Raw genomic sequence first — 24,477 nt, 5'->3', positions numbered from 1 at the left:
CCCAGCACCCCGGGCTCTTCGGCACAGAAGCTGAAGGTCGGCGCCGTCATCATCACGATGGGCAACCGGCCGCAGGAGCTGCGCGCCCTCCTCGACTCGGTCGCCAAGCAAGACGGCGACCCGGTCGAGGTGGTCGTGGTCGGCAACGGCGCCCCGGTGCCGGACGTCCCCGAAGGCGTACGCACGATCGAGCTGCCCGAGAACCTGGGCATCCCGGGCGGGCGCAACGTCGGCATCGAGGCCTTCGGCCCCGGCGGCACCGACGTCGACATCCTGCTCTTCCTCGACGACGACGGGCTCCTGGCCAACACCGACACGGCGCAGTTGTGCCGCGAGGCCTTCGCGGCCGACCCGGAGCTCGGCATCGTCAGCTTCCGCATCGCGGACCCGGACACGGGCGAGACCCAGCGGCGCCACGTGCCGCGGCTGCGGGCCTCGGACCCGATGCGCTCCTCGCGCGTGACGACGTTCCTCGGCGGGGCCAACGCGGTGCGCGCCAAGGTCATAGAACAGGTGGGTCCGCTTCCGGGCGAGTTCTTCTACGCCCACGAGGAGACCGACCTCGCCTGGCGCGCGCTGAACGCGGGCTGGATGATCGACTACCGCTCCGACATGGTGCTCCTGCACCCGACGACGGCCCCCTCGCGGCACGCGGTCTACCACCGCATGGTGGCCCGCAACCGCGTCTGGCTGGCCCGCCGCAACCTTCCGGCGCTCCTCGTCCCGGTCTACCTCGGCGTCTGGATGCTCCTGACCCTCGCCCGGCGTCCGTCGGGGCCCGCCCTGAAGGCCTGGTTCGGCGGTTTCAAGGAGGGCTGGACCACGCCCTGCGGCCCTCGCAGGCCCATGAAGTGGCGTACGGTGTGGCGGCTGACCCGGCTGGGCCGACCTCCCGTCATCTGACAAGCTCGGGTCTGACACCATCTGGGCCATACCCCGGTCCCTGGCCCACGCCTACGCCCGACCGGCTGCGCATCTGAAGACGAAAGTTTCCACTCGTGAGTGAGACAACGCATGACGGCGGAGTCGCGGTGAGCGCGCCCCCGTCGCCCGATGACGGGCTCTCCCGCGCCGAGCTCGCCGCCAAGTACGGTCTGACCGTCAGCGGCGCACGGCCCGGACTTTTCGAGTACGTCCGCCAGCTCTGGGGGCGGCGCCACTTCATCCTCGCCTTCTCCCAGGCGAAGCTGACCGCCCAGTACAGCCAGGCCAAGCTCGGCCAGCTCTGGCAGGTGGCCACGCCGCTCCTGAACGCGGCGGTCTACTTCTTCATCTTCGGCCTGCTGCTCGGTGCCAGGGAGGGCATCCCGCACGACATCTATGTGCCGTTCCTGGTGACGGGCGTCTTCGTCTTCACGTTCACGCAGAGCTCGGTCATGGCGGGCGTGCGGGCGATCTCCGGCAACCTCGGCCTGGTCAGGGCCCTGCACTTCCCGCGGGCCTCGCTGCCGATCTCCTTCGCGCTCCAGCAGCTCCAGCAGCTGCTCTTCTCGATGATCGTGCTCGTCGTGATCATGTGCGCGTTCGGGATCTTCCCCGCCCTTTCCTGGCTCCTGGTCCTGCCCGCGCTGGTCCTTCAGTTCGTCTTCAACATGGGCCTGGCACTGGTCTTCGCCCGGATGGGCAGCAAGACGCCCGACCTGGCGCAGCTCATGCCGTTCGTGATGCGGACCTGGATGTACGCGTCGGGCGTCATGTTCAGCATCCCCGCGATGCTCGCGACCAAGGAGAGCGTGCCCGGCTGGGTCGGTGACGTGCTCCAGTGGAATCCGGCCTCCATCTACATGGACCTGATCCGCTTCGCCATGATCGACAAGTACGGCTCCTCGTACCTGCCGCCGCACGTGTGGGCCTTCGCCATCGGCTGGGCCGTCGTGATCGGCGTGGTCGGGTTCGTGTACTTCTGGAAGGCTGAGGAGCGTTACGGCCGTGGCTGAGGACGACAAGATCACCGACAAGGGGCACATCCCCACCGTCATCGCCGACGAGCTGCACATCGTCTACCGCGTCAACGGCGCGCGTACGGGCAAGGGCAGCGCCACCTCCGCCCTGAGCCGCATCCTCAGGCGCGGCGAGGAGCGCGGTGTCCGCAAGGTGCACGCCGTGCGCGGCGTCAGCTTCACCGCCTACCGCGGCGAGGCCATCGGCCTGATCGGCTCCAACGGCTCGGGCAAGTCCACGCTGCTGCGCGCCATCGCGGGGCTGCTCCCCGCCGAGCAGGGCAAGGTCTACACCGACGGCCAGCCCTCGCTGCTCGGCGTGAACGCGGCCCTGATGAACGACCTGACCGGCGAGCGGAACGTCATCCTCGGCGGCCTGGCGATGGGCATGTCCCGCGAGCAGGTCAAGCAGCGCTACCAGGACATCGTCGACTTCTCCGGCATCAACGAGAAGGGCGACTTCATCACCCTGCCGATGCGTACGTACTCCTCCGGCATGGCGGCGCGCCTGCGCTTCTCCATCGCCGCGGCCAAGGACCACGACGTGCTGATGATCGACGAGGCGCTCGCCACCGGCGACCGCAAGTTCCAGAAGCGCTCCGAGGCCCGCATCCGCGAGCTGCGCAAGGAGGCCGGCACGGTCTTCCTCGTCAGCCACAACAACAAGTCCATCCGCGACACCTGCGACCGGGTGCTGTGGCTGGAGCGCGGCGAGCTGCGCATGGACGGACCGACCGACGAGGTCATCAAGGAGTACGAGAAGTTCACGGGCAAGTAGGCGGCACGCCCGGCGGACGGTCGGCGCGCCGGGCAGATGGACGGCGCGCGGGCAAGTAGCCCATTTGCGCCATCGGGATTCACCCGTTCGACGACAGGCCCCGCCGGGCCCAGCCCGGCGGGGCCTGTCGTGTTCATGCGCCTCCGGAGTCCCACCGCTCACTCAAGTCACCTGAATCCGGGGAAGGTTGACGCCAATCGGTGTGTTGTTGTGATGTGCGGAATACCCCGACGATGCGGGTTGGGTTGTACAACGTAAGCTGTACCGGTGCTGATTCGCGGCAAGTGGGGCGATATGGCGCGGCGTCCCGCCCTCGGAGCACGGTCCGCCTCCGGTGAGGGCGGGCGGCGTGTCCGAAATAGGATGTATTGGGTCGGCAGTGTAGAACGGGAGAGTGACGGCAATGGCTACGGATGATCTCCGGCTCCGCGATGCTTCCGCCGTCCTCGACAAGGCCGCGGACGAGAACTTCCCGGTGGCTCCCTTCTTCCTGCCGCGGGCCTGGCGCGACGACCTCATGGCGGTCTACGGCGTCGTGCGGCTCATCGACGACATCGGCGACGGCGACCTGGAGCCCGGGGCCGGCCACGCGGGACGCCTCGGCGTGGACCCCGCCCACGCCGGCGATCCGCTGCGGATGCTCGACGCGGTCGAGGCCGACCTGCGCGAGGTCTTCGGCGGCGGCAGCCCCGGCCACCCGCTGGTGCGCTCGCTCGCCGCCCCCGCCGAGCGCGGGACCCTGACACTCGCCCCCTTCCTCGACCTGATCGCGGCCAACCGCCAGGACCAGCACATCGGGCGCTACGAGACCCACGACGACCTGGTGGCGTACTGCGCCCTCTCGGCCAACCCCATCGGCCGCCTCGTCCTCGCCATCACCGGCACGGAGACCCCCGAGCGCATCCGCCGCTCGGACGCCGTCTGCACCGCCCTGCAGATCGTCGAGCACATCCAGGACGTCGCCGAGGATCTCCGGCGCGACCGCATCTATCTGCCGATCGAGGACATGAAGCGCTTCCACGTCACCGAGACGGATCTGGCCGCGGCCACCGCAGGCGCGTCGGTGCGCGCATTGGTCGCGTACGAAACGGAACGCGCCCGCTGCCTCCTGAATGAAGGCACCCCCCTGGTGGGTAGCGTCCACGGCAGGCTGAAGCTGCTGCTCGCCGGGTTCGTCGCCGGCGGGAGGGCGACGGTCCGGGCGATCGTCGACGCGGGGTACGACGTACTGCCAGGACCGCCCAAGCCCGCCAAGTCCCGCCTGCTGCGCGAGGCCGGAGCGGTTCTGCGAGGAGAGGGGTGAGCCGGACCGTGGAAACAGACCCGCAGATGTCCGCACCGGTGCTCGCCGCGTACAGCTACTGCGAGACCGTCACCGGACAGCAGGCACGCAACTTCGCCTACGGCATCAGGCTTCTCCCGGCGCCGAAGCGGCGCGCGATGTCCGCGCTCTACGCGCTCTCGCGGCGCGTGGACGACATCGGCGACGGCAACCTCGCGCCGGACGTCAAGGCGGACCGGCTCGACGAGACCCGCAAGCTCCTGACCCGCATCGACGAGGGCGCGGTCGACGAGGACGACACCGACCCGGTCGCGGTCGCCCTCGCCCACGCCGCCGCGCGCTTCCCCATCCCGATGGGCGGCCTCGACGAACTGATCGACGGCGTCCAGATGGACGTACGCGGCGAGACGTACGAGACCTGGGAGGACCTGAAGGTCTACTGCCGCTGTGTGGCCGGTGCCATCGGCCGGCTCTCGCTCGGTGTGTTCGGCACGGAGCGGGGAGCGCTCCACGCCGAGCGGGCGCCGGAGTACGCCGACACCCTCGGTCTCGCGCTCCAGCTCACCAACATCCTGCGCGACGTGCGCGAGGACGCCGGGGACGGGCGTATCTACCTGCCCGCGGAGGACCTCGCCAAGTTCGGCTGCTCCGCCGGTTTCTCCGGCTCCGAGCCGCCCGCGGGCTCCGACTTCGCCGGGCTCGTGCACTTCGAGGTCCGCAGGGCACGCGCCCTGTTCGCCGAGGGCTACCGCCTGCTGCCCATGCTGGACCGGCGCAGCGGCGCCTGCGTCGCGGCCATGGCAGGCATCTACCGCCGCCTGCTCGACCGCATCGAGCGCGAGCCGGAGGCCGTCCTGCGCGGCCGCGTCTCGCTGCCGGGCCGCGAGAAGGCGTACGTCGCCGTACGCGGCCTGTCCGGCCTCGATACGCGGCACGTGTCACGCCGGACTCTCAGGAGGCGCGCGTGAGATGGGTCCCGGGCGTGGAGGAGGCGGCTGTGGCGGTCTCCGCGAAGCGGTGGGCAACCCTCCGCTCCACGACGGCGTCCCAGACTGCGACGGCCGAAGGAGAGGGTGCGTGAACAGCGACGACATGCGGCCCGACGGGTCGCGCGAGAACCTTGGAGGCCGCCCCGACGGGGCGGCCGTAGTGATCGGCGGCGGGCTCGCGGGGGTCACCGCCGCGCTCTCCCTCGCCGACGCCGGACTGCGCGTGACGCTCCTCGAAGGACGGCCGCGGCTCGGCGGGCTCGCCTTCTCCTTCCGGCGCGGCGACCTGACCGTCGACAACGGCCAGCACGTCTACCTCCGCTGCTGCACCGCCTACCGCTGGTTCCTCGACCGCGTCGGCGGCGCACACCTCGCGCCCTTGCAGGAACGTCTCGACGTACCCGTGCTCGACGCCGACCGCAACCGGCTCGGACGGCTGCGCCGCACCGAACTGCCCGTCCCGCTGCACCTGGCGGCGAGCCTCGCCACGTATCCCCACCTCTCGCTGGCCGAGCGCGCCAAGGTCGGGCGTGCCGCGCTCGCCCTCAAGGGCCTCGACCCGGCCGACCCGCTGCTCGACACGCAGGACTTCGGGAGCTGGCTCGCCAGGCACGGCCAGTCGCCGCGCGCCATCGAAGCCCTCTGGGACCTCGTGGGCGTCGCCACGCTCAACGCCGTCGCCGGCGACGCCTCCCTCGGGCTCGCCGCCATGGTGTTCAAGACCGGGCTGCTCTCCGATCCCGGCGCTGCCGACATCGGCTGGTCCCGGGTGCCGCTCGGCGACCTGCACGACACGCTGGCCCGCAGGGCGCTCGACGCCGCGGGGGTCCGCACCGAGGTGAAGGCGCGCGTCACCTCCATCTCCCGTGCCGGTGACGGCGGTTGGCGCGTCGAGGTGCCCGGCGAGACCATCGACGCCGACACCGTCGTGCTCGCCGTGCCGCAGCGCGAGGCCCACGACCTGCTCCCGGACGGGGCGCTCGACCAGCCCGACCGGCTGCTCGACATCGACGACGCGCCGATCCTCAACGTGCACGTCGTGTACGACAGGAAGGTCCTGAAGCGGCCGTTCTTCGCCGCCCTCGGCACGCCCATCCAGTGGGTCTTCGACCGCACCGACGCCTCGGGGCTCACCGAGGGGCAGTACCTCGCGCTCTCGCAGTCCGCCGCGCAGGACGAGATCGACGCGCCCGTCGCCGCGCTGCGCGAGCACTACCTTCCCGAGCTCGAACGGCTGCTGCCCGCCGCGCACGGCGCGAAGGTCCGGGACTTCTTCGTGACCCGCGAGCGCACCGCCACCTTCGCGCCCACCCCGGGCGTCGGACGGCTCAGGCCCGGGGCGCGCACCAGGGCCCGCGGCCTGTACCTCGCGGGCGCGTGGACCGCCACCGGCTGGCCCGCGACCATGGAGAGCGCCGTGCGCAGCGGCATCAGCGCGGCCGAGGCCGCCCTCTTCGCACTCGACCGCCCCCGTGACCATCTCTTCGCATTCGAGGAGGCGGCGGCGTGAAGCTCGACCTCCTGGGGTCAGCTCCCCAGGGAACAAGCACCGGAATCAGAGGAGAAACTGTGCCGACTGTGCCCTCGGCCGAAACGGCTGCCGACACGGTGGACGTGACCTCACTGCTCGAGCGCGGAAGGACCCTGGCCACCCCGGTGCTGCGGGCCGCTGTGGACCGCCTCGCGCCCCCCATGAACACCGTGGCCGCCTACCACTTCGGCTGGATCGACGCCGCGGGCAACCCGTCCGACGGCGACGGCGGCAAGGCCGTGCGTCCCGCGCTCGCGCTGCTCTCCGCGGAGGCCGCGGGCGCGGCCCCCGAGGTCGGCGTGCCCGGCGCGGTCGCCGTGGAGCTCGTGCACAACTTCTCGCTCCTGCACGACGACCTGATGGACGGCGACGAGCAGCGCCGCCACCGCGACACGGTGTGGAAGGTGCACGGCCCCGCGCAGGCCATCCTCGTCGGCGACGCCCTCTTCGCGCTCGCCAACGAGATCCTCCTCGAGATCGGCACCGTCGAGGCGGGCCGCGCCACACGCCGCCTCACCGCGGCCACGCGCGCGCTGATCGACGGCCAGGCGCAGGACATCTCGTACGAGCACCGCGAGCGGGTCACCGTCGAGGAGTGCCTGGAGATGGAGGGCAACAAGACGGGTGCCCTGCTCGCCTGCGCCGTCTCCATCGGCGCCGTGCTCGGCGGCGCTGACGACCGCACCGCCGACGTCCTGGAGAAGTACGGCTACCACCTCGGCCTCGCCTTCCAGGCCGTGGACGACCTGCTCGGCATCTGGGGCGACCCGGAGGCCACCGGCAAGCGGACCTGGAGCGACCTGCGCCAGCGCAAGAAGTCCCTGCCGGTGGTGGCCGCGCTCGCCGCGGGCGGTCCCGCCTCCGAGCAGCTCGGGGAGCTGCTCGCCGCCGATGCCAAGAGCAGCGACTTCGACAGCTTCTCCGAGGAGGAGTTCGCCGTGCGCGCCGCCCTGATCGAAGAGGCGGGCGGACGCCGGTGGACCGCCGAGGAGGCCCGGCGCCAGCACAGTGTCGCCATCGAGGCGCTGGACACCGTATCCATGCCGGACCGGGTGCGGGAGCAGCTCGTCGCACTCGCCGACTTCGTCGTCGTACGAAAGAGATGATCACTATCGGCCGTATATGACTCGCAGTCGCCGGCCGGCGCACCGCGTCGGCCGACGGCGGACCCACAGCAGAGGAAGCACCGCACTGCACGAAGGGGAAGCCATGACAGCGACGACCGACGGAAGCACCGGAGCGGCCCCGCCCCGCGCAGCCTCGGCCAGCCATTCCATCGATACCCGTGCCGCGACGCCACCGACGGCGGGTACCAAGGACGCCGCCACCCGGGCCATACAGCGCTCCACGGACTTCCTGCTCTCCCGGCAGGACACCGAGGGCTGGTGGAAGGGCGACCTCCAGACCAATGTGACCATGGACGCCGAGGATCTCCTCCTGCGGCAGTTCCTCGGCATCAGGGACGAGCGGACCACGCACGCCGCCGCGCTCTTCATCCGCGGCGAGCAGCGCGAGGACGGCACCTGGGCCACCTTCTACGGCGGCCCGGGAGAGCTCTCCACCACCATCGAGGCGTACGTCGCGCTGCGCCTTGCGGGCGACAGCCCCGACGATCCGCACATGGCCAGGGCCGCCGAGTGGATCAGGGACCGGGGCGGCATCGCGGAGAGCAGGGTCTTCACCCGCATCTGGCTCGCCCTCTTCGGCTGGTGGAGCTGGGACGACCTGCCCGAACTCCCGCCGGAACTCATCTACTTCCCCGCGTGGCTCCCGCTCAACATCTACGACTTCGGCTGCTGGGCGCGGCAGACCATCGTGCCGCTCACCGTCGTCTCCGCCAAGCGCCCGGTGCGCCCCGCGCCCTTCGCCCTGGACGAGCTGCACGTCGACGCGCGCGTCCCGCGCCCCGCCAGGCCCCTGGCCCCCGCGACGACCTGGGACGGCGTCTTCGAACGGCTCGACAAGGCACTGCACGTCTACCGCAAGGTCGCACCGCGCCGGCTGCGCAAGGCGGCGATGAACAGCGCCGCCCGCTGGATCATCGAGCGGCAGGAGAACGACGGCTGCTGGGGCGGCATCCAGCCGCCCGCCGTCTACTCGGTCATCGCGCTGCACCTGCTCGGCTACGACCTCGGACACCCGGTCCTGAAGGCCGGACTCGCCTCGCTCGACCGGTTCGCCGTGTGGCGCGAGGACGGCGCCCGGATGATCGAGGCCTGCCAGTCGCCCGTGTGGGACACCTGCCTCGCGACGATCGCGCTCGCGGACGCCGGGCTGCCCGCCGACCACCCGCAGCTCGTCAGGGCGGCGGACTGGATGCTGGGCGAGGAGATCGTGCGCCCCGGCGACTGGGCGGTACGCAGGCCCGGACTGGCGCCCGGCGGCTGGGCTTTCGAGTTCCACAACGACAACTACCCCGACATCGACGACACCGCCGAGGTGGCGCTCGCGCTGCGCAGGGTGGCCCACCCCGACCAGGAGCGGGTGGAGAACGCCATCGAGCGCGGGGCGCGCTGGACCCTCGGCATGCAGTCGAAGAACGGCGCCTGGGCCGCCTTCGACGCCGACAACACCAGTGCCTTCCCCAACCGGCTGCCGTTCTGCGACTTCGGCGAGGTCATCGACCCGCCGTCCGCCGACGTCACCGGGCACGTGGTGGAGATGCTCGCCGTCGAGGGCAGGGCCCACGACCCGCGCACCCGGCGCGGCATCGAGTGGCTGCTCGCCGAACAGGAGGACAACGGCGCCTGGTTCGGCCGCTGGGGCGTCAACTACCTCTACGGCACGGGCTCGGTGGTGCCCGCGCTGATCACGGCCGGGCTTCCCGCGTCGCACGCCGCGATCCGCCGCGCGGTGCGCTGGGTGGAGTCGGTGCAGAACGACGACGGCGGCTGGGGCGAGGACCTGCGCTCCTACCGCGAACGCGGCTGGGTGGGGCACGGCACGTCGACCGCGTCACAGACCGCGTGGGCGCTGCTCACGCTGCTCTCGGCGGGCGAGCGCGAGGCCAGGTCCGTGGAGCGCGGCATCGCCTGGCTCGCCGAGACCCAGCGCCCGGACGGCTCCTGGGACGAGCCGTACTTCACCGGCACCGGCTTCCCCTGGGACTTCTCCATCAACTACCACCTCTACCGCCAGGTGTTCCCGCTGACCGCCCTCGGCAGGTACGTCAACGGCGACCCCTTCCCGGCCGGCTCCGCGCACGCAGGCAAGGGGAGCTGATGGCGGACGCCCCGGCCCGCGGGGCGGGCACCGCACCGCTGCTGATCGCCTGCGCGCTCGGCATCGAGCGGCTCGCCCTGCGCACCGGCGACCGCGGCGGCGCCCCGGACACCATGACCGTGCTGCGCACCGGCATGGGCCCGGACAACGCCGAGCGCGCCGTCGGCGGGGCGCTCGGCACGGAACCCCTGCGTGACGCGGCGGTGGTGGCCACCGGCTTCTGCGCGGGGCTCGCCCCCGGCATGCACCCCGGTGACCTCGTCGTCGCCGACGAGACCAGGGACGTGCACGGCGCCACGCCGTGCACGGGCACCGACCTGCTGGTCAAGGAGCTGGGCCGGGTCCTGCCCGGGCGGGCCGTGCACATCGGCCCGCTCATCGGCTCCGACCATGTCGTCCGCGGCCCCCAACGCGGTGAACTGCTCGCCGCCGGGGGCATCGCGGTGGACATGGAGTCCGCCGCGACACTGCGCAGCGCGCTGCGCGCCGGGCGGCGGCCCGTTGCCGCCGTCCGGGTGGTCGTGGATGCCCCACAGCACGAACTCGTCCGCATCGGCACGGTACGCGGTGGAATATCGGCTTTCCGCGTTCTCCGTGCCGTACTTCCCGCTTTCTTCGAATGGCACCGTATTTCTTTGCTCCCCCGGAGGTGAGCCAGATGGCCATGCCGCTGCGCCAGTCCATCAAGGTCGCTACGTATCTTGCCGAGCAGAAGCTTCGAAAGCGTGACAAGTTTCCACTGATCGTCGAGTTGGAGCCGCTTTTCGCGTGCAACCTCGCGTGCGAGGGATGCGGCAAGATCCAGCACCCGGCCGGGGTGCTCAAGCAGCGCATGCCGGTGGCCCAGGCCGTGGGCGCCGTCCTCGAGTCCGGTGCGCCGATGGTGTCCATCGCCGGCGGCGAACCGCTGATGCACCCTCAGATCGACGAGATCGTGCGGCAGTTGGTGGCGAAGAAGAAGTACGTCTTCCTCTGCACCAACGCCATGCTGATGCGCAAGAAGATGGACAAGTTCACGCCCTCGCCGTACTTCGCGTTCGCCGTGCACATCGACGGCATGCGTGAGCGGCACGACGAGTCGGTCGCCAAGGAGGGGGTGTTCGACGAGGCGGTGGAGGCCATGAAGGAGGCCAAGCGACGGGGCTTCCGCACCACCACCAACTCGACGTTCTTCAACACCGACACCCCGCAGACCATCATCGAGGTCCTCAACTACCTCAACGACGACCTCCAGGTCGACGAGATGATGCTGTCGCCCGCCTACGCCTACGAGAAGGCCCCCGACCAGGAGCACTTCCTGGGCGTCGAACAGACCCGTGAGCTGTTCAAGAAGGCCTTCGCGGGCGGCAACCGCCGGCGCTGGCGGCTGAACCACTCGCCGCTCTTCCTGGACTTCCTCGAGGGCAAGGCGGACTTCCCGTGCACCGCGTGGGCGATCCCCAACTACTCCCTCTTCGGCTGGCAGCGCCCCTGCTATCTGATGAGCGACGGTTACGTCCCCACGTACCGCGAACTCATCGAGGAGACCGACTGGGACAAGTACGGCCGCGGCAAGGACCCGCGCTGCGCCAACTGCATGGCGCACTGCGGCTACGAACCGACCGCCGTCCTCGCCACGATGGGTTCCCTCAAGGAGTCCATCCGCGCCGCCCGCGAGACGATCGCCGGAAACCGCGGGTGACGTCGTGACCCCTGGAGAGCCCGTTTCCCTGGGCCTTCCCGAGCTGCCGGTCCGGCCCGTCTCGCAGCGCCGCGTCTCGCGGCGCGTCGAGGTGGGGCCGGTGGCGGTGGGCGGGGACGCCCCGGTGTCGGTGCAGTCGATGACGACGACGCGGACGTCGGACATCGGTGCGACGTTGCAGCAGATCGCGGAGCTGACCGCCTCGGGCTGCCAGATCGTACGGGTGGCGTGTCCGACGCAGGACGACGCGGACGCGCTGGCCACGATCGCCCGGAAGTCGCAGATCCCGGTGATCGCGGACATCCACTTCCAGCCGAAGTACGTGTTCGCGGCGATCGACGCCGGGTGCGCGGCGGTGCGGGTGAACCCGGGCAACATCAAGCAGTTCGACGGCCGGGTACGGGAGATCGCCAAGGCGGCGTCGGCCGCGGGCACGCCGATCCGGATCGGCGTCAACGCCGGTTCGCTGGACCGGCGGCTCCTGGAGAAGTACGGCAAGGCGACCCCCGAGGCGCTGGTGGAGTCGGCCCTGTGGGAGGCGTCGCTCTTCGAGGAGCACGGCTTCCGGGACATCAAGATCTCGGTCAAGCACAGCGACCCGGTCGTCATGATCAACGCCTATCGGCAGCTCGCCGCGGCCTGCGACTACCCGCTGCACCTGGGGGTGACGGAGGCGGGTCCGGCGTTCCAGGGCACGATCAAGTCGGCGGTGGCGTTCGGCGCGCTGCTGAGCGAGGGCATCGGCGACACGATCCGGGTCTCGCTGTCGGCTCCTCCGGTGGAGGAGGTCAAGGTCGGCATCCAGATCCTGGAGTCGCTGAACCTGCGCCGGCGCCGTCTGGAGATCGTCTCCTGTCCCTCGTGCGGGCGGGCCCAGGTGGATGTCTACAAGCTGGCCGAGGAGGTCACGGCGGGCCTTGAGGGCATGGAGGTCCCGCTGCGGGTCGCGGTCATGGGCTGTGTGGTGAACGGCCCGGGTGAGGCCCGCGAGGCGGACCTGGGCGTGGCCTCGGGCAACGGCAAGGGCCAGATCTTCGTGAAGGGCGAGGTCATCAAGACCGTCCCGGAATCGAAGATCGTGGAGACGCTGATCGACGAGGCGATGAAGATCGCGGAGCAGATGGAGAAGGACGGGATCCCGTCGGGGTCGCCCGACGTCACCGTGAGCTGAGCAGCAGAGCTGGACAGAGCTGAGAACTGGCAGCCGAGAACTGGCAGAGAGGGGGCCCGAGCATGACGATTCTCGACACCATCCGGGGGCCGCGCGATCTCAAGGCGCTGACCGAGGCCGAGCTCGACACACTGTCGGAGGAGGTCCGCGAGTTCCTGGTGCACGCCGTCGCGAGGACCGGCGGCCATCTCGGGCCCAACCTGGGGGTGGTGGAACTCTCGATAGCCCTGCACCGGGTCTTCGAGTCACCCGTGGACCGCATCGTGTGGGACACCGGCCACCAGAGCTACGTGCACAAACTCGTGACGGGCCGGCAGGACTTCTCCAAGCTGCGCGGCAAGGGCGGCCTCTCGGGCTACCCCTCGCGCGAGGAGTCCGAGCACGACATCGTCGAGAACAGCCACGCCTCGACCGCGCTCGGCTGGGCGGACGGCCTCGCCAAGGCGCGCCAGGTCCTCGGCGAGCGGGGCCACGTGGTCGCCGTCATCGGGGACGGCGCGCTCACCGGCGGCATGGCCTGGGAAGCGCTGAACAACATCGCGGCCGCGAAGAACCGGCCGCTGATCATCGTCGTCAACGACAACGAACGCTCCTACGCCCCCACCATAGGCGGCCTCGCCGACCACCTCGCGACGCTGCGCACCACCGACAGCTACGAGCAGGTCCTGGCCTGGGGCAAGGACATCCTCCAGCGCACGCCCCTCGTCGGGCAGACGCTCTACGAGTCCCTGCACGGCGCCAAGAAGGGCTTCAAGGACGCCTTCGCGCCGCAGGGCATGTTCGAGGACCTGGGGCTGAAGTACGTGGGGCCGATCGACGGCCACGACATGGGCGCCGTCGAGTCGGCGCTGCGACGCGCGAAGCGCTTCCACGGCCCGGTCATCGTCCACTGCCTCACCGAGAAGGGCCGGGGCTATGAACCCGCGCTCGCGGACGAGGCCGACCGCTTCCACACCGTCGGCGTCATGGACCCGCTCACCTGCGAGCCGCTCGCCCCCTCCGGCGGGCCCTCCTGGACCTCGGTGTTCGGCGACGAGATCGTCCGCATCGGCGCCGAGCGCGAGGACGTCGTCGCCATCACCGCCGCCATGCCGGGCCCCGTCGGCCTCTCCAAGTTCGCCGAGGCCTACCCCGACCGGGTCTGGGACGTGGGCATCGCCGAGCAGCACGCCACGGTGTCCGCCGCCGGTCTTGCCACGGGCGGCCTCCACCCGGTCGTCGCGGTCTACGCGACCTTCCTCAACCGCGCCTTCGACCAGGTGCTGATGGACGTCGCGCTGCACCGGTGCGGGGTCACCTTCGTGCTCGACCGCGCCGGGGTCACCGGAGTGGACGGGGCCTCGCACAACGGCGTGTGGGACCTGTCGGTCCTCCAGGTCGTGCCGGGCCTGCGGATCGCCGCGCCGCGCGACGCCGACCAGCTCCGCGCCCAGCTCCGGGAGGCCGTCGCGGTGGACGACGCGCCCACCCTCATCCGCTTCCCCAAGGAGTCCGTGGGCCCCGCGATCCCCGCGGTCGACCGGCTCGGCGGCCTGGACGTACTGCTCAGGGACGCCGACGCCGAGGTGCTGCTCGTGGCCGTCGGCGTGATGGCGCCGGTCTGCCTCCAGGCCGCCGAGCTGCTGAGGGAACGCGGCCTTCGCTGCACCGTCGTCGACCCCCGCTGGGTCAAACCGGTCGACCCCGGACTCCCCGGGCTCGCCGCGCGCCACCGCGTCGTGGCCGTCGTGGAGGACAACAGCCGCTCCGCGGGCGTCGGCTCGGCGGTCGCGCTCGCGCTCGGCGATGCCGAAGTCGACGTACCCGTACGGCGGTTCGGCATCCCCGAGCAGTTCCTCGCGCACGCCAAGCGGGGCGAGGTCCTGGCGGACATCGGCCTCACGCCGGTCGAGATCGCGGGCCGGATCAGCGCCACGCTGGTCCGCAAGGACGAGGCAGGGGCCGAAGAGCAGGGTCCGGGCAAGCAGCGCAGCGGCAAGGAGCACCGTGGCAAGGAGTGCGGCGCATGACCAAGGAGTACAGCGCATGACCAAGGAGTTCGACCTCGGCAGGCTCCTCGCCGAGCGGGGCGCCGAACGGTACGAACTGCACGCGAAGCACCTCAACCACCAGCTTCCGCGCATGCTGCGCACCATCGGCTTCGACAAGGTCTACGAGCGGGCCGAGGGCGCGTACTTCTGGGACACCGAGGGCAACGACTACCTCGACATGCTGGCCGGCTTCGGTGTGATGGGCCTCGGCAGGCACCACCCCGTCGTCCGCAAGGCGCTGCACGACGTCCTGGACGCCTCGCTCGCCGACCTCACCCGCTTCGACTGCCAGCCGCTGCCGGGACTGCTCGCCGAGCAGCTCCTCACCCACAGCCCGCACCTGGACCGGGTGTTCTTCGGCAACAGCGGCACGGAGGCCGTCGAGACCGCCCTGAAGTTCGCCCGGTACGCGACGGGGAGACCGAGGGTGCTCTACTGCTTCCACGCCTTCCACGGGCTGACCACCGGCTCGCTCTCCGTCAACGGCGAGAGCGGATTCCGGGACGGCTTCGCGCCGCTGCTGCCCGACACGGCCGTCCCGCTCGGCGACCTCGACGCGCTGGCGCGGGAGCTCAAGAAGGGCGACGTGGCCGGGCTCATCGTCGAGCCCGTCCAGGGCAAGGGCGTCCTGGAGGCACCGCCCGGCTATCTGCGCGCCGCCCAGGAGCTGCTGCACCGCCACAAGGCGCTGCTCATCGCCGACGAGGTGCAGACCGGCCTCGGCAGGACCGGCGCGTTCTACGCCTACCAGCACGAGGAGGGCGTCGAGCCGGACCTGGTCTGTGTCGCCAAGGCACTGTCGGGCGGCTATGTGCCGGTCGGCGCCACGCTCGGCAAGGACTGGATCTTCAAGAAGGTCTACTCGTCCATGGACCGGGTGCTCGTGCACTCGGCGAGCTTCGGCTCCAACGCGCAGGCCATGGCGGCCGGCCTCGCGGTCCTCGCCGTCATGGAGGACGAGCGGACCGTGGAGAACGCCCGCGTGACGGGGGAGCTGCTGAAGTCCCGCCTCGCCGCGCTCGTCGACCGCTACGAGCTGCTCCACGAGGTGCGGGGCCGGGGCCTCATGATCGGCATCGAGTTCGGGCGTCCCAGGTCGCTCAAGCTGCGCGGGCGCTGGACGATGCTCCAGGCCGCGCGCAAGGGCCTCTTCGCGCAGATGGTGGTCGTGCCGCTGCTCCAGAAGCACCGCATCCTCACGCAGGTCTCCGGCGACCATCTGGAGGTCATCAAGCTGATCCCGCCGCTGACCGTGGGGGAGAAGGAGGTGGACCGCTTCGTCGAGGCGTTCACCGCCGTGATGGACGAGGCGCACAGCGGGGGCGGGCTGATGTGGGACTTCGGCAGGACGCTCGTGAAACAGGCGGTCGCGAACCGCTAGGCACCACGTCGGCGCGCCGGCCGCCTTCAGCCTCCGCCGCCGTTTTTGCCTCTCGGGCAATAAAGTTGCCCGGGAGGCAAGGCTCTGGCTCAATCAAGGCATGAGCACTGCCGAGCCCGTCGAGCCGCCGCAGGCGGCCGAGGCGCTGCCCGCCGTCGCGCCGCAACTGCGTGAGCTGCGGCGCCGTGCCTCGCTCACCCTGGAGGCCGCGGCCCGCACCGCCGGGCTCTCGCCCGCCCATCTGTCCCGCCTGGAGACCGGGCAGCGCCAGCCGTCGCTGCCGATGCTGCTCGCGCTCGCACGTATCTACGGTACGACGGTCTCCGAGCTTCTCGGCGAGACCGTCGCCGACCAGGACTCCGTCATCCGCGCGGCGGACATGGAACCGAGCAGGGCAGGCGGCTGGACCTACTGGCAGGCGGGCGGCCGCAGCCGCTCCATGCAGGCCCTGCGCGTCCACGTGCCGCACGGCGCGCAGGGCGACATCGTCCGCGTCCACCCCGGCGAGGAGTGGCTGCACGTCCTGAAGGGGCGGCTGCGGCTGCGCCTGGGCGACGCCACGCACATCCTCGCGCCGGGGGACGGCGCGCACTTCGACTCGCTGACCCCGCACCGGATCGCCGCCGCCGACCAGGACGGCACCGATCTCCTCTTCGTCCACACGCTGCTGCAGAGCCCCGCCACCGCGGTGTGCCTCGGCGGCCCCACTCCGGGAGAGCCGACATGAGTGACATGGAACCGCAGGGATCGCAGCGGCCCGAGCCGCGGGTCAAGGACATGGAGGAGAAGTTCCCCCGTGCCCTCTGGGTCCGCCTGATCGTCTACGTCGCCGTCGGCCACGTCTTCGCGGCCTTCGTCTACATGCTGTTCGAACTCGGCGCGAACAACCAGTAGAAACTGGTCGGGCCCGCCCTAGTCGAGCAGGCGCTCGCGGAGCCGCTCGCGGGTCTCGGGGGAGATCCCGAGGCCCTCGGTGAGGTAGGCGTCCGTGCCGCCCCAGGTCTGCTCGATCGTCTCGAACGCGGCGGCCAGGTACTCGGCGCGGGCGTCGAAGAGGGGGTTGAGCAGCTCCATGACCTCGGGGGACATCGCGCTCGGGGAGTCGCTCGAACGCCGCACCCGGTAGCGCCGGTGGGCCGCGTTCGACTCCAGGTAGTCCGCCTCGATGGCGTCGCGGTCCACCCCGACGGCCAGGAGCGTCACGGCTATGGAGAGGCCGGCGCGGTCCTTGCCCGCCGCGCAGTGCATCAGCGCGGGCACACTGTCCTCGGCGAGCGCGTGCAGCACCCGGCTGTGCTCGGCGGTGCGGTCCTTGATGATGGTCCGGTACGAGGCCGACATCCGCTCGGCGCCCTTGCCGTCGGACAGGATCGAGCGAAGCTGGTCGAGGTCGCCGTCGCGGACCATCTTCCAGAACTCGGCGCCGTCGGCCGGGTCGCTCAGCGGCAGGTTCACGTTCCGCACGCCGGGCAGCGCGACGTCCGGCCCTTCGAGGCGCTGGTCGGCGGCGTTGCGGAAGTCGAAGACCGTGTGCAGGCCCAGTGAGGTCAGGAAGACGGTGTCGGCCTCGGTGGCGTGCGCGAGGTGGCCGCTGCGGAACAGCCGGCCCGTGCGGACCCGGCGGCCGTCCACGGTCGGCAGTCCGCCCACGTCGCGGAAGTTGCGTACCCCGGCAAGCTCGGGCTCTGTCGACGGGACCTGCTGCGTCACAAGCTCTCCTCGGGCTCCGCGGCCGGCGTCGTTCGCCGGCAAACGCGTCTTCGACGATACGACATGGGTTCCCCGGGCAATCACCCCCGCACGGCGGTTGCCCGACGCGCGGCCCGCCCCCGACGATGTGCGCATGCGTGTCTCTCTGTTCGGTTCGCGGCAGGGCTCGGTGGGGGACTGATGGTCGAGGTCGGCGAGGACGGACGCACCTGGCTGCTCTCCGGACCCGCCAGCAGCTACGCACTGCGGCTCACGGACCGCGACGAGCTGCTCCACCTCTACTGGGGCCCGCGCATCGCGCTCCCCGACGCCGAGGCCCTGGCCGCCGAGCCGCCGCCCCCGGAGCGCGGTTTCGAGTCGCCGCTCGACGGGCGCGAGGAGTACCCCGTGGAGGGCGGCCCCCGCTTCGTACGGCCCGCGCTGTCCGTCCGCGACGACACGGTGTGCGGGACGGAGTGGCGGTACACGTCCAGCGCGGTCGACGAGGACGAACTCCAGGTGCACTTCCGCGACACCCTGCACCAGCTCGGGATCAGCCTCACCTACCGGCTGCGCGGCGACGTCGTCGAACGGTTCGTCGTCCTCGTCCACGAGGGCGGCGTCCACGCGCCCGCCCTCGACCTCCTGCGCGCGGACTCCGCGACCTGGACCCTGCCGGCCCGCGACGCCTGGCGCCTCTCCCAGCTCCACGGCCGCTGGGGCGCGGAGTCGAGGCAGGCGCGCTCCGGTCTCACGTACGGCGAGCAGGTCATCGGCAGCAGGCGCGGCCACACCGGGCACCAGCACCTGCCCTGGGTCGCGCTCGACGCCGAAGGGGCGGGCGAGGAACACGGCGAGGTGTTCAGCTGCGCGCTCGCCTGGTCGGGATCCTGGCGCATCGCCGTACACCGGCTGCCCGACGGGGCCGTGCAGATCACCGGAGGCGTGGGCCACGACGACTCCGGGGTCACCGTCCTCGAACCCGGTACCGCCATCGTCACACCCGTGTTCGCCGGGCTGTGGAGCGGCGGCGGCTTCGGCGGCGCCAGCCGGGCCTGGCACGCCTACCAGCGCGAACACGTCATCCCCGACGCGGAGACCGTGCGGCCCGTCCTCTACAACTCCTGGGAGGCCACCGGGTTCGACATCTGCGAGGAACAGCAGCGGACCCTGGCGCACAAGGCCGCGGGGCTCGGCGTCGAGCTGTTCGTCGTCGACGACGCGTGGTTCGGCGGCCGGGTCGACGACCGGACGGGCCTCGGCGACTGGACGCCGAACCCCGACCGCTTCCCCGAGGGGCTCAAGCCGCTCGCCGACGAGGTGCACGGCCTCGGCATGCGCTTCGGGATCTGGGTGGAGCCCGAGATGGTCAACCCCGACAGCGACCTCTACCGCGCCCACCCCGACTGGGTGCGGCACCAACCGGGCCGTACGCGTACGGAGTTCCGCAACCAGCTCGTCCTCGACCTCTCCCGCGAGGACGTGCGCGCACACCTGTACCGGCGACTGCACCACCTGCTCGACAGCGCCCCCATCGACTACGTGAAGTGGGATTTCAACCGCAGCTTCACCGACGCGGGACGGCCCGGCGCGGACGACCCTTCGTGGGGCCATGTCCACCACCTGTACGGCCTGCTCGACCGGCTGCGCGCCGCGCATCCCGCCGTGGCCTTCGAGTCCTGCTCGGGCGGCGGCGGCCGTGTCGACCTCGGCATCCTCTCCCGTACCGACCAGGTGTGGACCTCCGACAACACCGACCCGCTCGACCGGCTCGCCATCCAGCACGGCTTCAGCCAGCTCCACCCGGCGCGCGTGATGGCCGCCTGGGTCACCGACAGTCCCAACACCCAGCTCAACGGCCGCGTCAGCTCGCTGCGGTTCCGGTTCGTGAGCGCGATGGCCGGGGTGCTCGGCATCGGCGGCGACCTCACCCGGTGGAGCGGGAGCGAGCTCGCCGAGGCCCGTGACTGGGTCGGTCTCTACAAGGAGATCAGACCCGTCGTGCAGCTCGGCGACCTCTACCGGCTGCGCCCGCCGGAGGGCGGACTCAGCGCCGTACAGTACGTGCGCGGCGACGACTCCGTGGTCCTCACCTGGCTGCCGTCCCAGGCGTACGGAGAGGAACAGGCGCCGCTGCGGCTGCGCGGGCTCGACCCGCAGGCGTCGTACGTCTGCCGGGACACGGGGGAGACCCACCGGGGAGCGGTGCTGCTGCACCGGGGGCTGCGGACCGGGCTGAGGGGCGATCTGGACGCGGCGGTGTTCCGGCTGCGGCGGCTCTGACCAGCAGGCGTTTATTCCGGCTTTGGGTGAATCTTGACCGGTGGCTTATCTCACGCCCCGTCAACCCCTCCCTACGGTGGCGTAGGACACTTAGCAAGGTGAAGTATGTGACTCCGTGAGCGCAGAGTCGACAACCTTCATCCACCAGCCCGTCCACCACAACGTATTCACCTCCTACGCGGCCGTCGGCGACAGCTTCACCGAAGGCGTGGGCGACCCCGGCCCCGACGGCACGTTCGTCGGGTGGGCCGACCGCCTCGCGGTCCTGCTCGACGACCGGGTGCCCGAGCACACCTTCCGGTACGCCAACCTCGCCGTGCGCGGGAAGCTCCTCGACCAGATCGTCGAGGACCAGCTGCCCCGCGCCAAGGAGCTCTCGCCCGACCTGGTGACCTTCTGCGCGGGCGGCAACGACATCATCCGCCCCGGCACCGACCCCGACGAGGTCGCCGAGCGCTTCGAGCGGGCCGTCGCCGACCTCACGTCGGCCGTCGGCACGGTCATGGTGACGACCGGCTTCGACACCCGCGGCGTCGCGGTCCTCAAGCATCTGCGCGGCAAGATCGCCACGTACAACATGCACGTCCGGGCGATCGCCGACCGCTACGGCTGCCCCGTGCTCGACCTGTGGTCCCTCAAGACCGTCCAGGACCGCCGCGCCTGGGACGGCGACCGGCTGCACCTCTCGGCCGAGGGGCACACGCGCGTGGCGCTGCGGGCCGGTCAGGTGCTCGGCCTCGAGGTGCCAGCCGACCCCGACCAGGTGTGGCCGCCGCTGCCGCCGCGCGGCACGCTGGATCTGCGGCGCGACGACGTCCACTGGGCGCGGGAGTACCTCGTGCCGTGGATCGGCCGGCGCATCCGCGGCGAGAGCTCCGGCGACCACGTGGCCGCCAAGCGCCCCGACCTGCTGCCCCTGTAGCCACGGGCTCGCGTCGCGCCGCCGGAACCCGGGAAGCGGGGGCTCGGGCGACGTGGCGGCGCGGCCGGTGGACATAATGGGAAGGTCCATCCACCCCCTTCAGGAGGTCCCGTGTCCCGGTCCCTGATTCCCGGGCTCCGCTCACTGCGGACCCTCGCCTTCGGTGCGGATCCGGCGGGCGCGCGGCTGGCGCGGATCCGCCGGTCGCCGAACTTCTCCGTGGCCGAGGGGTCCTTCCAGAACCCCATGGGGGCGCGGACCAGGCCGTCCGGTTCCACCCTGGAGTTCGCGAAGATCTACTTCCGCAAGGAGGAGCGGGTCCGCCGCGGCCCCGCGGGCACGGTGCCCGTGCACCCCACCACGCTCGCCGACCTCGCCGAGCCGCCCGCCGACGGGCTGCGGATCACCTGGATGGGGCATTCGAGCGTGCTCGCCGAGATCGACGGCAGGCGCGTCCTCTTCGACCCGGTGTGGGGCGAGCGGTGCTCACCGTTCTCCTTCGCGGGGCCCAAGCGCCTGCACCCCGCACCGGTGCCCCTCGACGCGCTCGGCCCGGTCGACGTGGTGGTCATCTCGCACGACCACTACGACCACCTGGACCTGCCCACGATCAAGGCTCTGGTCGGCACGGGCACGGTCTTCGCGGTGCCGCTCGGCGTCGGCGCCCACCTGGAGCGCTGGGGCGTGCCCGCGGACCGGCTCCGCGAGCTGGACTGGCACGAGTCGGCGGAGGTGGCCGGGCTGACCCTGACGGCCACGCCCGCGCGCCACTTCTGCGGCCGCGGCCTGCGCAACCAGCAGCACACGCTCTGGGCGTCCTGGGTGGTCGCGGGGCCCGAGCACCGCGTGTTCCACAGCGGGGACACGGGCTACTTCTCCGGCTTCCGCGACATCGGCGCCGAGCACGGCCCCTTCGACGTCACGATGATCCAGATCGGCGCCTACTCGAAGTTCTGGCCCGACATCCACATGACCCCCGAGGAGGGCCTGCGGGCCCACCTGGACCTCCAGGGCGGGCAGCCGCACGGCGTGCTGCTCCCGATCCACTGGGCGACGTTCAACCTCGCGCCGCACCCGTGGTCGGAGCCGGGCGAGGGCACGCTCGCGGCGGCGCGCCGCGCGGGCGCCGAGATCGCTCTTCCCTGCCCCGGCCGGCCCTTCGAGCCCGGGTCGCGGACGGTGCCGGACACGCCCTGGTGGCGCGGCGTCGCCGCCGTACCGCCCGGCGGCTGGACCGAGGCGCCCCCTGCGGCCGAGCCGCGGGCCACAGCCGTGGACAGCGGGGACGCGCAGGCCGGGGAGGCAGAGGCCGCGCCGGTCGCCTGACGCGTGGCGTGGCGGGCCCGTAGCCCTGCCGACCGCTTGTGCAGCGCTGTCCGCTCCTTCGGGAGCGGGCAGCGCTTCTCTGTGTCCGGGTCCGGCGGTGCGCTGCCTCCCGCCGCTTCGTGGCCGCGGGGCGCTGCTCGCGCTTCCGGGGAACTGGCGTACGACCCGGATTCGGACCCGCGTACGACCCGACTCGGACCCCTGTACGAGGCGTCATACCAGAGCGGGACGCTGCCCCGCTGTCTTTGCCAACTGCCCACCGGACCGGCCGCCTTGCCGACTACCGTGTGTGGCCGTCGGGCGACGCAGGGATCACGGGGCGGGGATGGCCTCGGGCCGCCCGCCGGACCCCCGTCGCAACGTACCGAGGACGCAGATGTCGCACCTACGCGCACCGGCCACCCGCGCAGACCGCCGTGAGGGCGGGCGGCACGGCAAGCCGGCCGGCCGTACCGCCACCGCACTCCCCGAGGCCCACATACGGCCCCAGCTCCTGCGGATCGCGGTGCTGCCCGCCGTGGCCGTGGGCCTCAGCGCCTGCGCGGCCGTGCTGTTCACGCTGCGCTCGGCCGGCACCGCCCCCGGCCCCGTCCTGGTCGCCGTACTCGCCGCCGCGGCGCTCGTCGGGCTCAGCGGCATCGTGGTCGCCGCCGTGGCCGCCGACCGCGCCGCGAAGGCCGTACGGGACCGGGTCGGCGCGCTGCGCCGCGCCACCGCGAAGAGCCAGAGCGAGCTGCGGGGAGTCGTCGAGAAGCTGCGCCGGGGCGAGCCGCCGCCCGCGCGCGGCACGCCGCCGAGGACCCGTACCGGCGGCGACGAGTTCGACCTGCTCGCCGACGAGCTGAGCCGCGCGCAGGACGTCGCGGTCACCGCCGTGGTGCAGGCCTCCCAGCTGTCGAGCCACGCGGGCAGCGAACAGAAGGTCGAGGTCTTCGTGAACCTCGCGCGGCGCCTGCAGTCGCTCGTGCACCGCGAGATCTCGCTGCTCGACGAGTTGGAGAACCAGGTCGAGGACCCGGAGCTGCTCAAGGGCCTCTTCCACGTCGACCACCTCGCCACCCGCATCCGCAGGCACGCCGAGAACCTCGCCGTGCTCGGCGGCGCCGTCTCGCGCCGCCAGTGGAGCCACCCCGTCACGACGACCGAGGTGATGCGCTCGGCCATCGCCGAGGTCGAGCAGTACTCCCGCGTCAAACTGGTGCCGCCCATCGACGGCACCCTGCGCGGGCACGCCGTCGCCGACGTCATCCACCTGCTCGCCGAACTCGTCGAGAACGCCACGGTGTTCTCCGCCCCGCACACCCAGGTCCTGCTGCGCGCCAACCTCGTGACGGCGGGCCTCGCCGTGGAGGTCGAGGACCGGGGGCTCGGCATGCCCCTCACCGAGCAGAACAAGATGAACCGCCTGCTCGCCGACCCCGACCAGGTGAACGTGGCGAGCCTGCTGCAGGACGGCCGCATCGGGCTCTTCGTGGTCTCCGCGCTCGCCCGCAGGCACGGCGTTGCCGTCCGGCTCCAGACCAACATCTACGGCGGCGTCCAGGCCGTGGTGATCGTGCCGCAGGAACTCCTCGGCGAGGAACAGGGCACGGCCCCGGCCAAGCGACGCCCGGCCACCGGGGCGGCAGCGCTGGGGGCAGCCCCGAATGGCACACCGGCCCCGGACAGCGCACCGGCCGCGAATGGCACCCCGGCTCCGGATGGCACCCCGGCTCCGGATGGCGCACCGGCCGGGGAACCCGCCGCCCCCGTCCCCGCCGGGCAGCCCCGCCAGGACGTGGTGCCCGTACCGCTCAAGGCGCGGGGCGAGCCGCCCGCGCCCCTGCCCGTGCGCGGCGCCCACCGGGAGCGGCCCACGCCCGCCGAGGCCGTGCCCGGCATCCGCCCCGAGGACCGGCAGGCGGCGGCCCAGCACGCGGGCATGCCCCCCACACCGCTGAACGGAGCCGTGCGCGGGCGGGTCGGCAGGCCCCAACTGCCCAAGCGGCGTGCGCAGGAACACATCGCGCCCCAGCTGCGGGACTCCCCGGCGCCGCGTCCCGACAGCGACGTCGTCGGCCACGACCCCGGCCTCATGGCCGCGTTCCAGCGCGGCATCGGTCTCGCGCAGGCGCAGGACGCGCACGACCCCCCCCCGCGGGAGTACGAGGCCGGCCTCCCGCCCGACGGGAGCGGACAAGACGGCTGACCGACCAGCACCTCACGCCCGATGCCCCGTCACCTCTGCCTCCACCCACCTCTGCCTCCATCCA

20 protein-coding genes are annotated in these 24,477 nt (G+C 71.8%); 19 read left to right on the top strand and 1 reads right to left on the bottom strand.

Going from position 1 to position 24,477, the window contains the following annotated elements; genetic code table 11:
- The first annotated feature begins 30 nt into the window (after window positions 1–30).
- The 15 genes from ACZ6JY_RS35425 (at window position 31) to ACZ6JY_RS35355 (ending at window position 16,899) form a co-directional block, all read left to right on the top strand.
- A complete protein-coding gene (locus tag ACZ6JY_RS35425; RefSeq protein ID WP_469202928.1) occupies window positions 31–903 on the top strand; it encodes a glycosyltransferase family 2 protein in 873 nt (290 codons plus the stop codon).
- A gap of 95 nt (window positions 904–998) precedes the next feature.
- A complete protein-coding gene (locus tag ACZ6JY_RS35420) occupies window positions 999–1,937 on the top strand; it encodes an ABC transporter permease (RefSeq protein ID WP_469202735.1) in 939 nt (312 codons plus the stop codon).
- A complete protein-coding gene (locus tag ACZ6JY_RS35415; RefSeq protein WP_469202733.1) occupies window positions 1,930–2,718 on the top strand; it encodes an ABC transporter ATP-binding protein in 789 nt (262 codons plus the stop codon). Before ACZ6JY_RS35420 ends, ACZ6JY_RS35415 begins: the two co-directional genes overlap by 8 nt.
- Before the next feature lie 403 nt (window positions 2,719–3,121).
- Window positions 3,122–4,021: a squalene synthase HpnC gene (gene hpnC / locus ACZ6JY_RS35410; protein WP_469202731.1), complete on the top strand. Its 900-nt coding sequence runs from the start codon at window positions 3,122–3,124 to the stop codon at window positions 4,019–4,021.
- Window positions 4,018–4,968 carry a presqualene diphosphate synthase HpnD gene (gene hpnD / locus ACZ6JY_RS35405; RefSeq protein WP_469202729.1) on the top strand — a complete coding sequence of 317 codons (951 nt, stop codon included), beginning with the start codon at window positions 4,018–4,020 and terminating at the stop codon, window positions 4,966–4,968. The genes hpnC and hpnD overlap by 4 nt, the downstream gene beginning before the upstream one ends.
- Before the next feature lie 124 nt (window positions 4,969–5,092).
- Window positions 5,093–6,499: a hydroxysqualene dehydroxylase HpnE gene (hpnE, locus tag ACZ6JY_RS35400; protein WP_469202926.1), complete on the top strand. Its 1,407-nt coding sequence runs from the start codon at window positions 5,093–5,095 to the stop codon at window positions 6,497–6,499.
- Window positions 6,496–7,626, top strand: a complete 1,131-nt coding sequence (locus ACZ6JY_RS35395) for a polyprenyl synthetase family protein (RefSeq protein WP_469202727.1) — start codon at window positions 6,496–6,498, stop codon at window positions 7,624–7,626. Before hpnE ends, ACZ6JY_RS35395 begins: the two co-directional genes overlap by 4 nt.
- 103 nt (window positions 7,627–7,729) lie before the next feature.
- Window positions 7,730–9,742 carry a squalene--hopene cyclase gene (gene shc / locus ACZ6JY_RS35390; RefSeq protein WP_469202726.1) on the top strand — a complete coding sequence of 671 codons (2,013 nt, stop codon included), beginning with the start codon at window positions 7,730–7,732 and terminating at the stop codon, window positions 9,740–9,742.
- The gene (locus tag ACZ6JY_RS35385) at window positions 9,742–10,395 is read left to right on the top strand and encodes a phosphorylase family protein (protein WP_469202725.1); all 654 of its coding nucleotides are present in this window, start codon (window positions 9,742–9,744) and stop codon (window positions 10,393–10,395) included. The genes shc and ACZ6JY_RS35385 overlap by 1 nt, the downstream gene beginning before the upstream one ends.
- A gap of 5 nt (window positions 10,396–10,400) precedes the next feature.
- Window positions 10,401–11,423 (top strand): adenosyl-hopene transferase HpnH, encoded by a 1,023-nt coding sequence (gene hpnH, locus ACZ6JY_RS35380; protein WP_469202724.1) that lies wholly within the window; start codon window positions 10,401–10,403, stop codon window positions 11,421–11,423.
- Between the two features lie 4 nt (window positions 11,424–11,427).
- Complete coding sequence (gene ispG, locus ACZ6JY_RS35375) at window positions 11,428–12,594, top strand: flavodoxin-dependent (E)-4-hydroxy-3-methylbut-2-enyl-diphosphate synthase (RefSeq protein ID WP_469202723.1); 1,167 nt, start codon at window positions 11,428–11,430, stop codon at window positions 12,592–12,594.
- A gap of 62 nt (window positions 12,595–12,656) precedes the next feature.
- The gene (gene dxs / locus ACZ6JY_RS35370) at window positions 12,657–14,603 is read left to right on the top strand and encodes a 1-deoxy-D-xylulose-5-phosphate synthase (protein WP_469202722.1); all 1,947 of its coding nucleotides are present in this window, start codon (window positions 12,657–12,659) and stop codon (window positions 14,601–14,603) included.
- A 16-nt stretch (window positions 14,604–14,619) separates the two neighbouring features.
- Window positions 14,620–16,005: an aspartate aminotransferase family protein gene (locus ACZ6JY_RS35365; protein ID WP_469202720.1), complete on the top strand. Its 1,386-nt coding sequence runs from the start codon at window positions 14,620–14,622 to the stop codon at window positions 16,003–16,005.
- A gap of 100 nt (window positions 16,006–16,105) precedes the next feature.
- Window positions 16,106–16,732 (top strand): helix-turn-helix domain-containing protein, encoded by a 627-nt coding sequence (locus ACZ6JY_RS35360; RefSeq protein WP_469202718.1) that lies wholly within the window; start codon window positions 16,106–16,108, stop codon window positions 16,730–16,732.
- A 50-nt stretch (window positions 16,733–16,782) separates the two neighbouring features.
- Window positions 16,783–16,899, top strand: a complete 117-nt coding sequence (locus ACZ6JY_RS35355) for a DUF6126 family protein (RefSeq protein ID WP_469202924.1) — start codon at window positions 16,783–16,785, stop codon at window positions 16,897–16,899.
- Window positions 16,900–16,917: 18 nt separating this feature from the next.
- On the opposite strand, the gene ACZ6JY_RS35350 is transcribed toward ACZ6JY_RS35355, so the two are convergent.
- Window positions 16,918–17,715 (bottom strand): tyrosine-protein phosphatase, encoded by a 798-nt coding sequence (locus ACZ6JY_RS35350; protein ID WP_469202716.1) that lies wholly within the window; start codon window positions 17,713–17,715, stop codon window positions 16,918–16,920.
- A 180-nt stretch (window positions 17,716–17,895) separates the two neighbouring features.
- Here ACZ6JY_RS35350 and ACZ6JY_RS35345 point away from each other — a divergent pair, with 180 nt between their 5' ends.
- From ACZ6JY_RS35345 to ACZ6JY_RS35330, 4 genes are all read left to right on the top strand, one after another.
- Window positions 17,896–19,977: an alpha-galactosidase gene (locus ACZ6JY_RS35345; RefSeq protein ID WP_469202714.1), complete on the top strand. Its 2,082-nt coding sequence runs from the start codon at window positions 17,896–17,898 to the stop codon at window positions 19,975–19,977.
- Between the two features lie 115 nt (window positions 19,978–20,092).
- The gene (locus tag ACZ6JY_RS35340; RefSeq protein ID WP_469202712.1) at window positions 20,093–20,899 is read left to right on the top strand and encodes an SGNH/GDSL hydrolase family protein; all 807 of its coding nucleotides are present in this window, start codon (window positions 20,093–20,095) and stop codon (window positions 20,897–20,899) included.
- 111 nt (window positions 20,900–21,010) lie between these two features.
- Window positions 21,011–22,225, top strand: a complete 1,215-nt coding sequence (locus ACZ6JY_RS35335; protein ID WP_469202710.1) for an MBL fold metallo-hydrolase — start codon at window positions 21,011–21,013, stop codon at window positions 22,223–22,225.
- Window positions 22,226–22,601: 376 nt separating this feature from the next.
- Complete coding sequence (locus ACZ6JY_RS35330; protein ID WP_469202708.1) at window positions 22,602–24,413, top strand: ATP-binding protein; 1,812 nt, start codon at window positions 22,602–22,604, stop codon at window positions 24,411–24,413.
- Window positions 24,414–24,477 lie beyond the last annotated feature (64 nt).

This window comes from Streptomyces sp. NPDC046335, assembly GCF_055587985.1.
The sequence above is the reverse complement of the archived record's forward strand: the minus strand, read 5'-3'. Positions and strand labels throughout refer to the sequence as shown.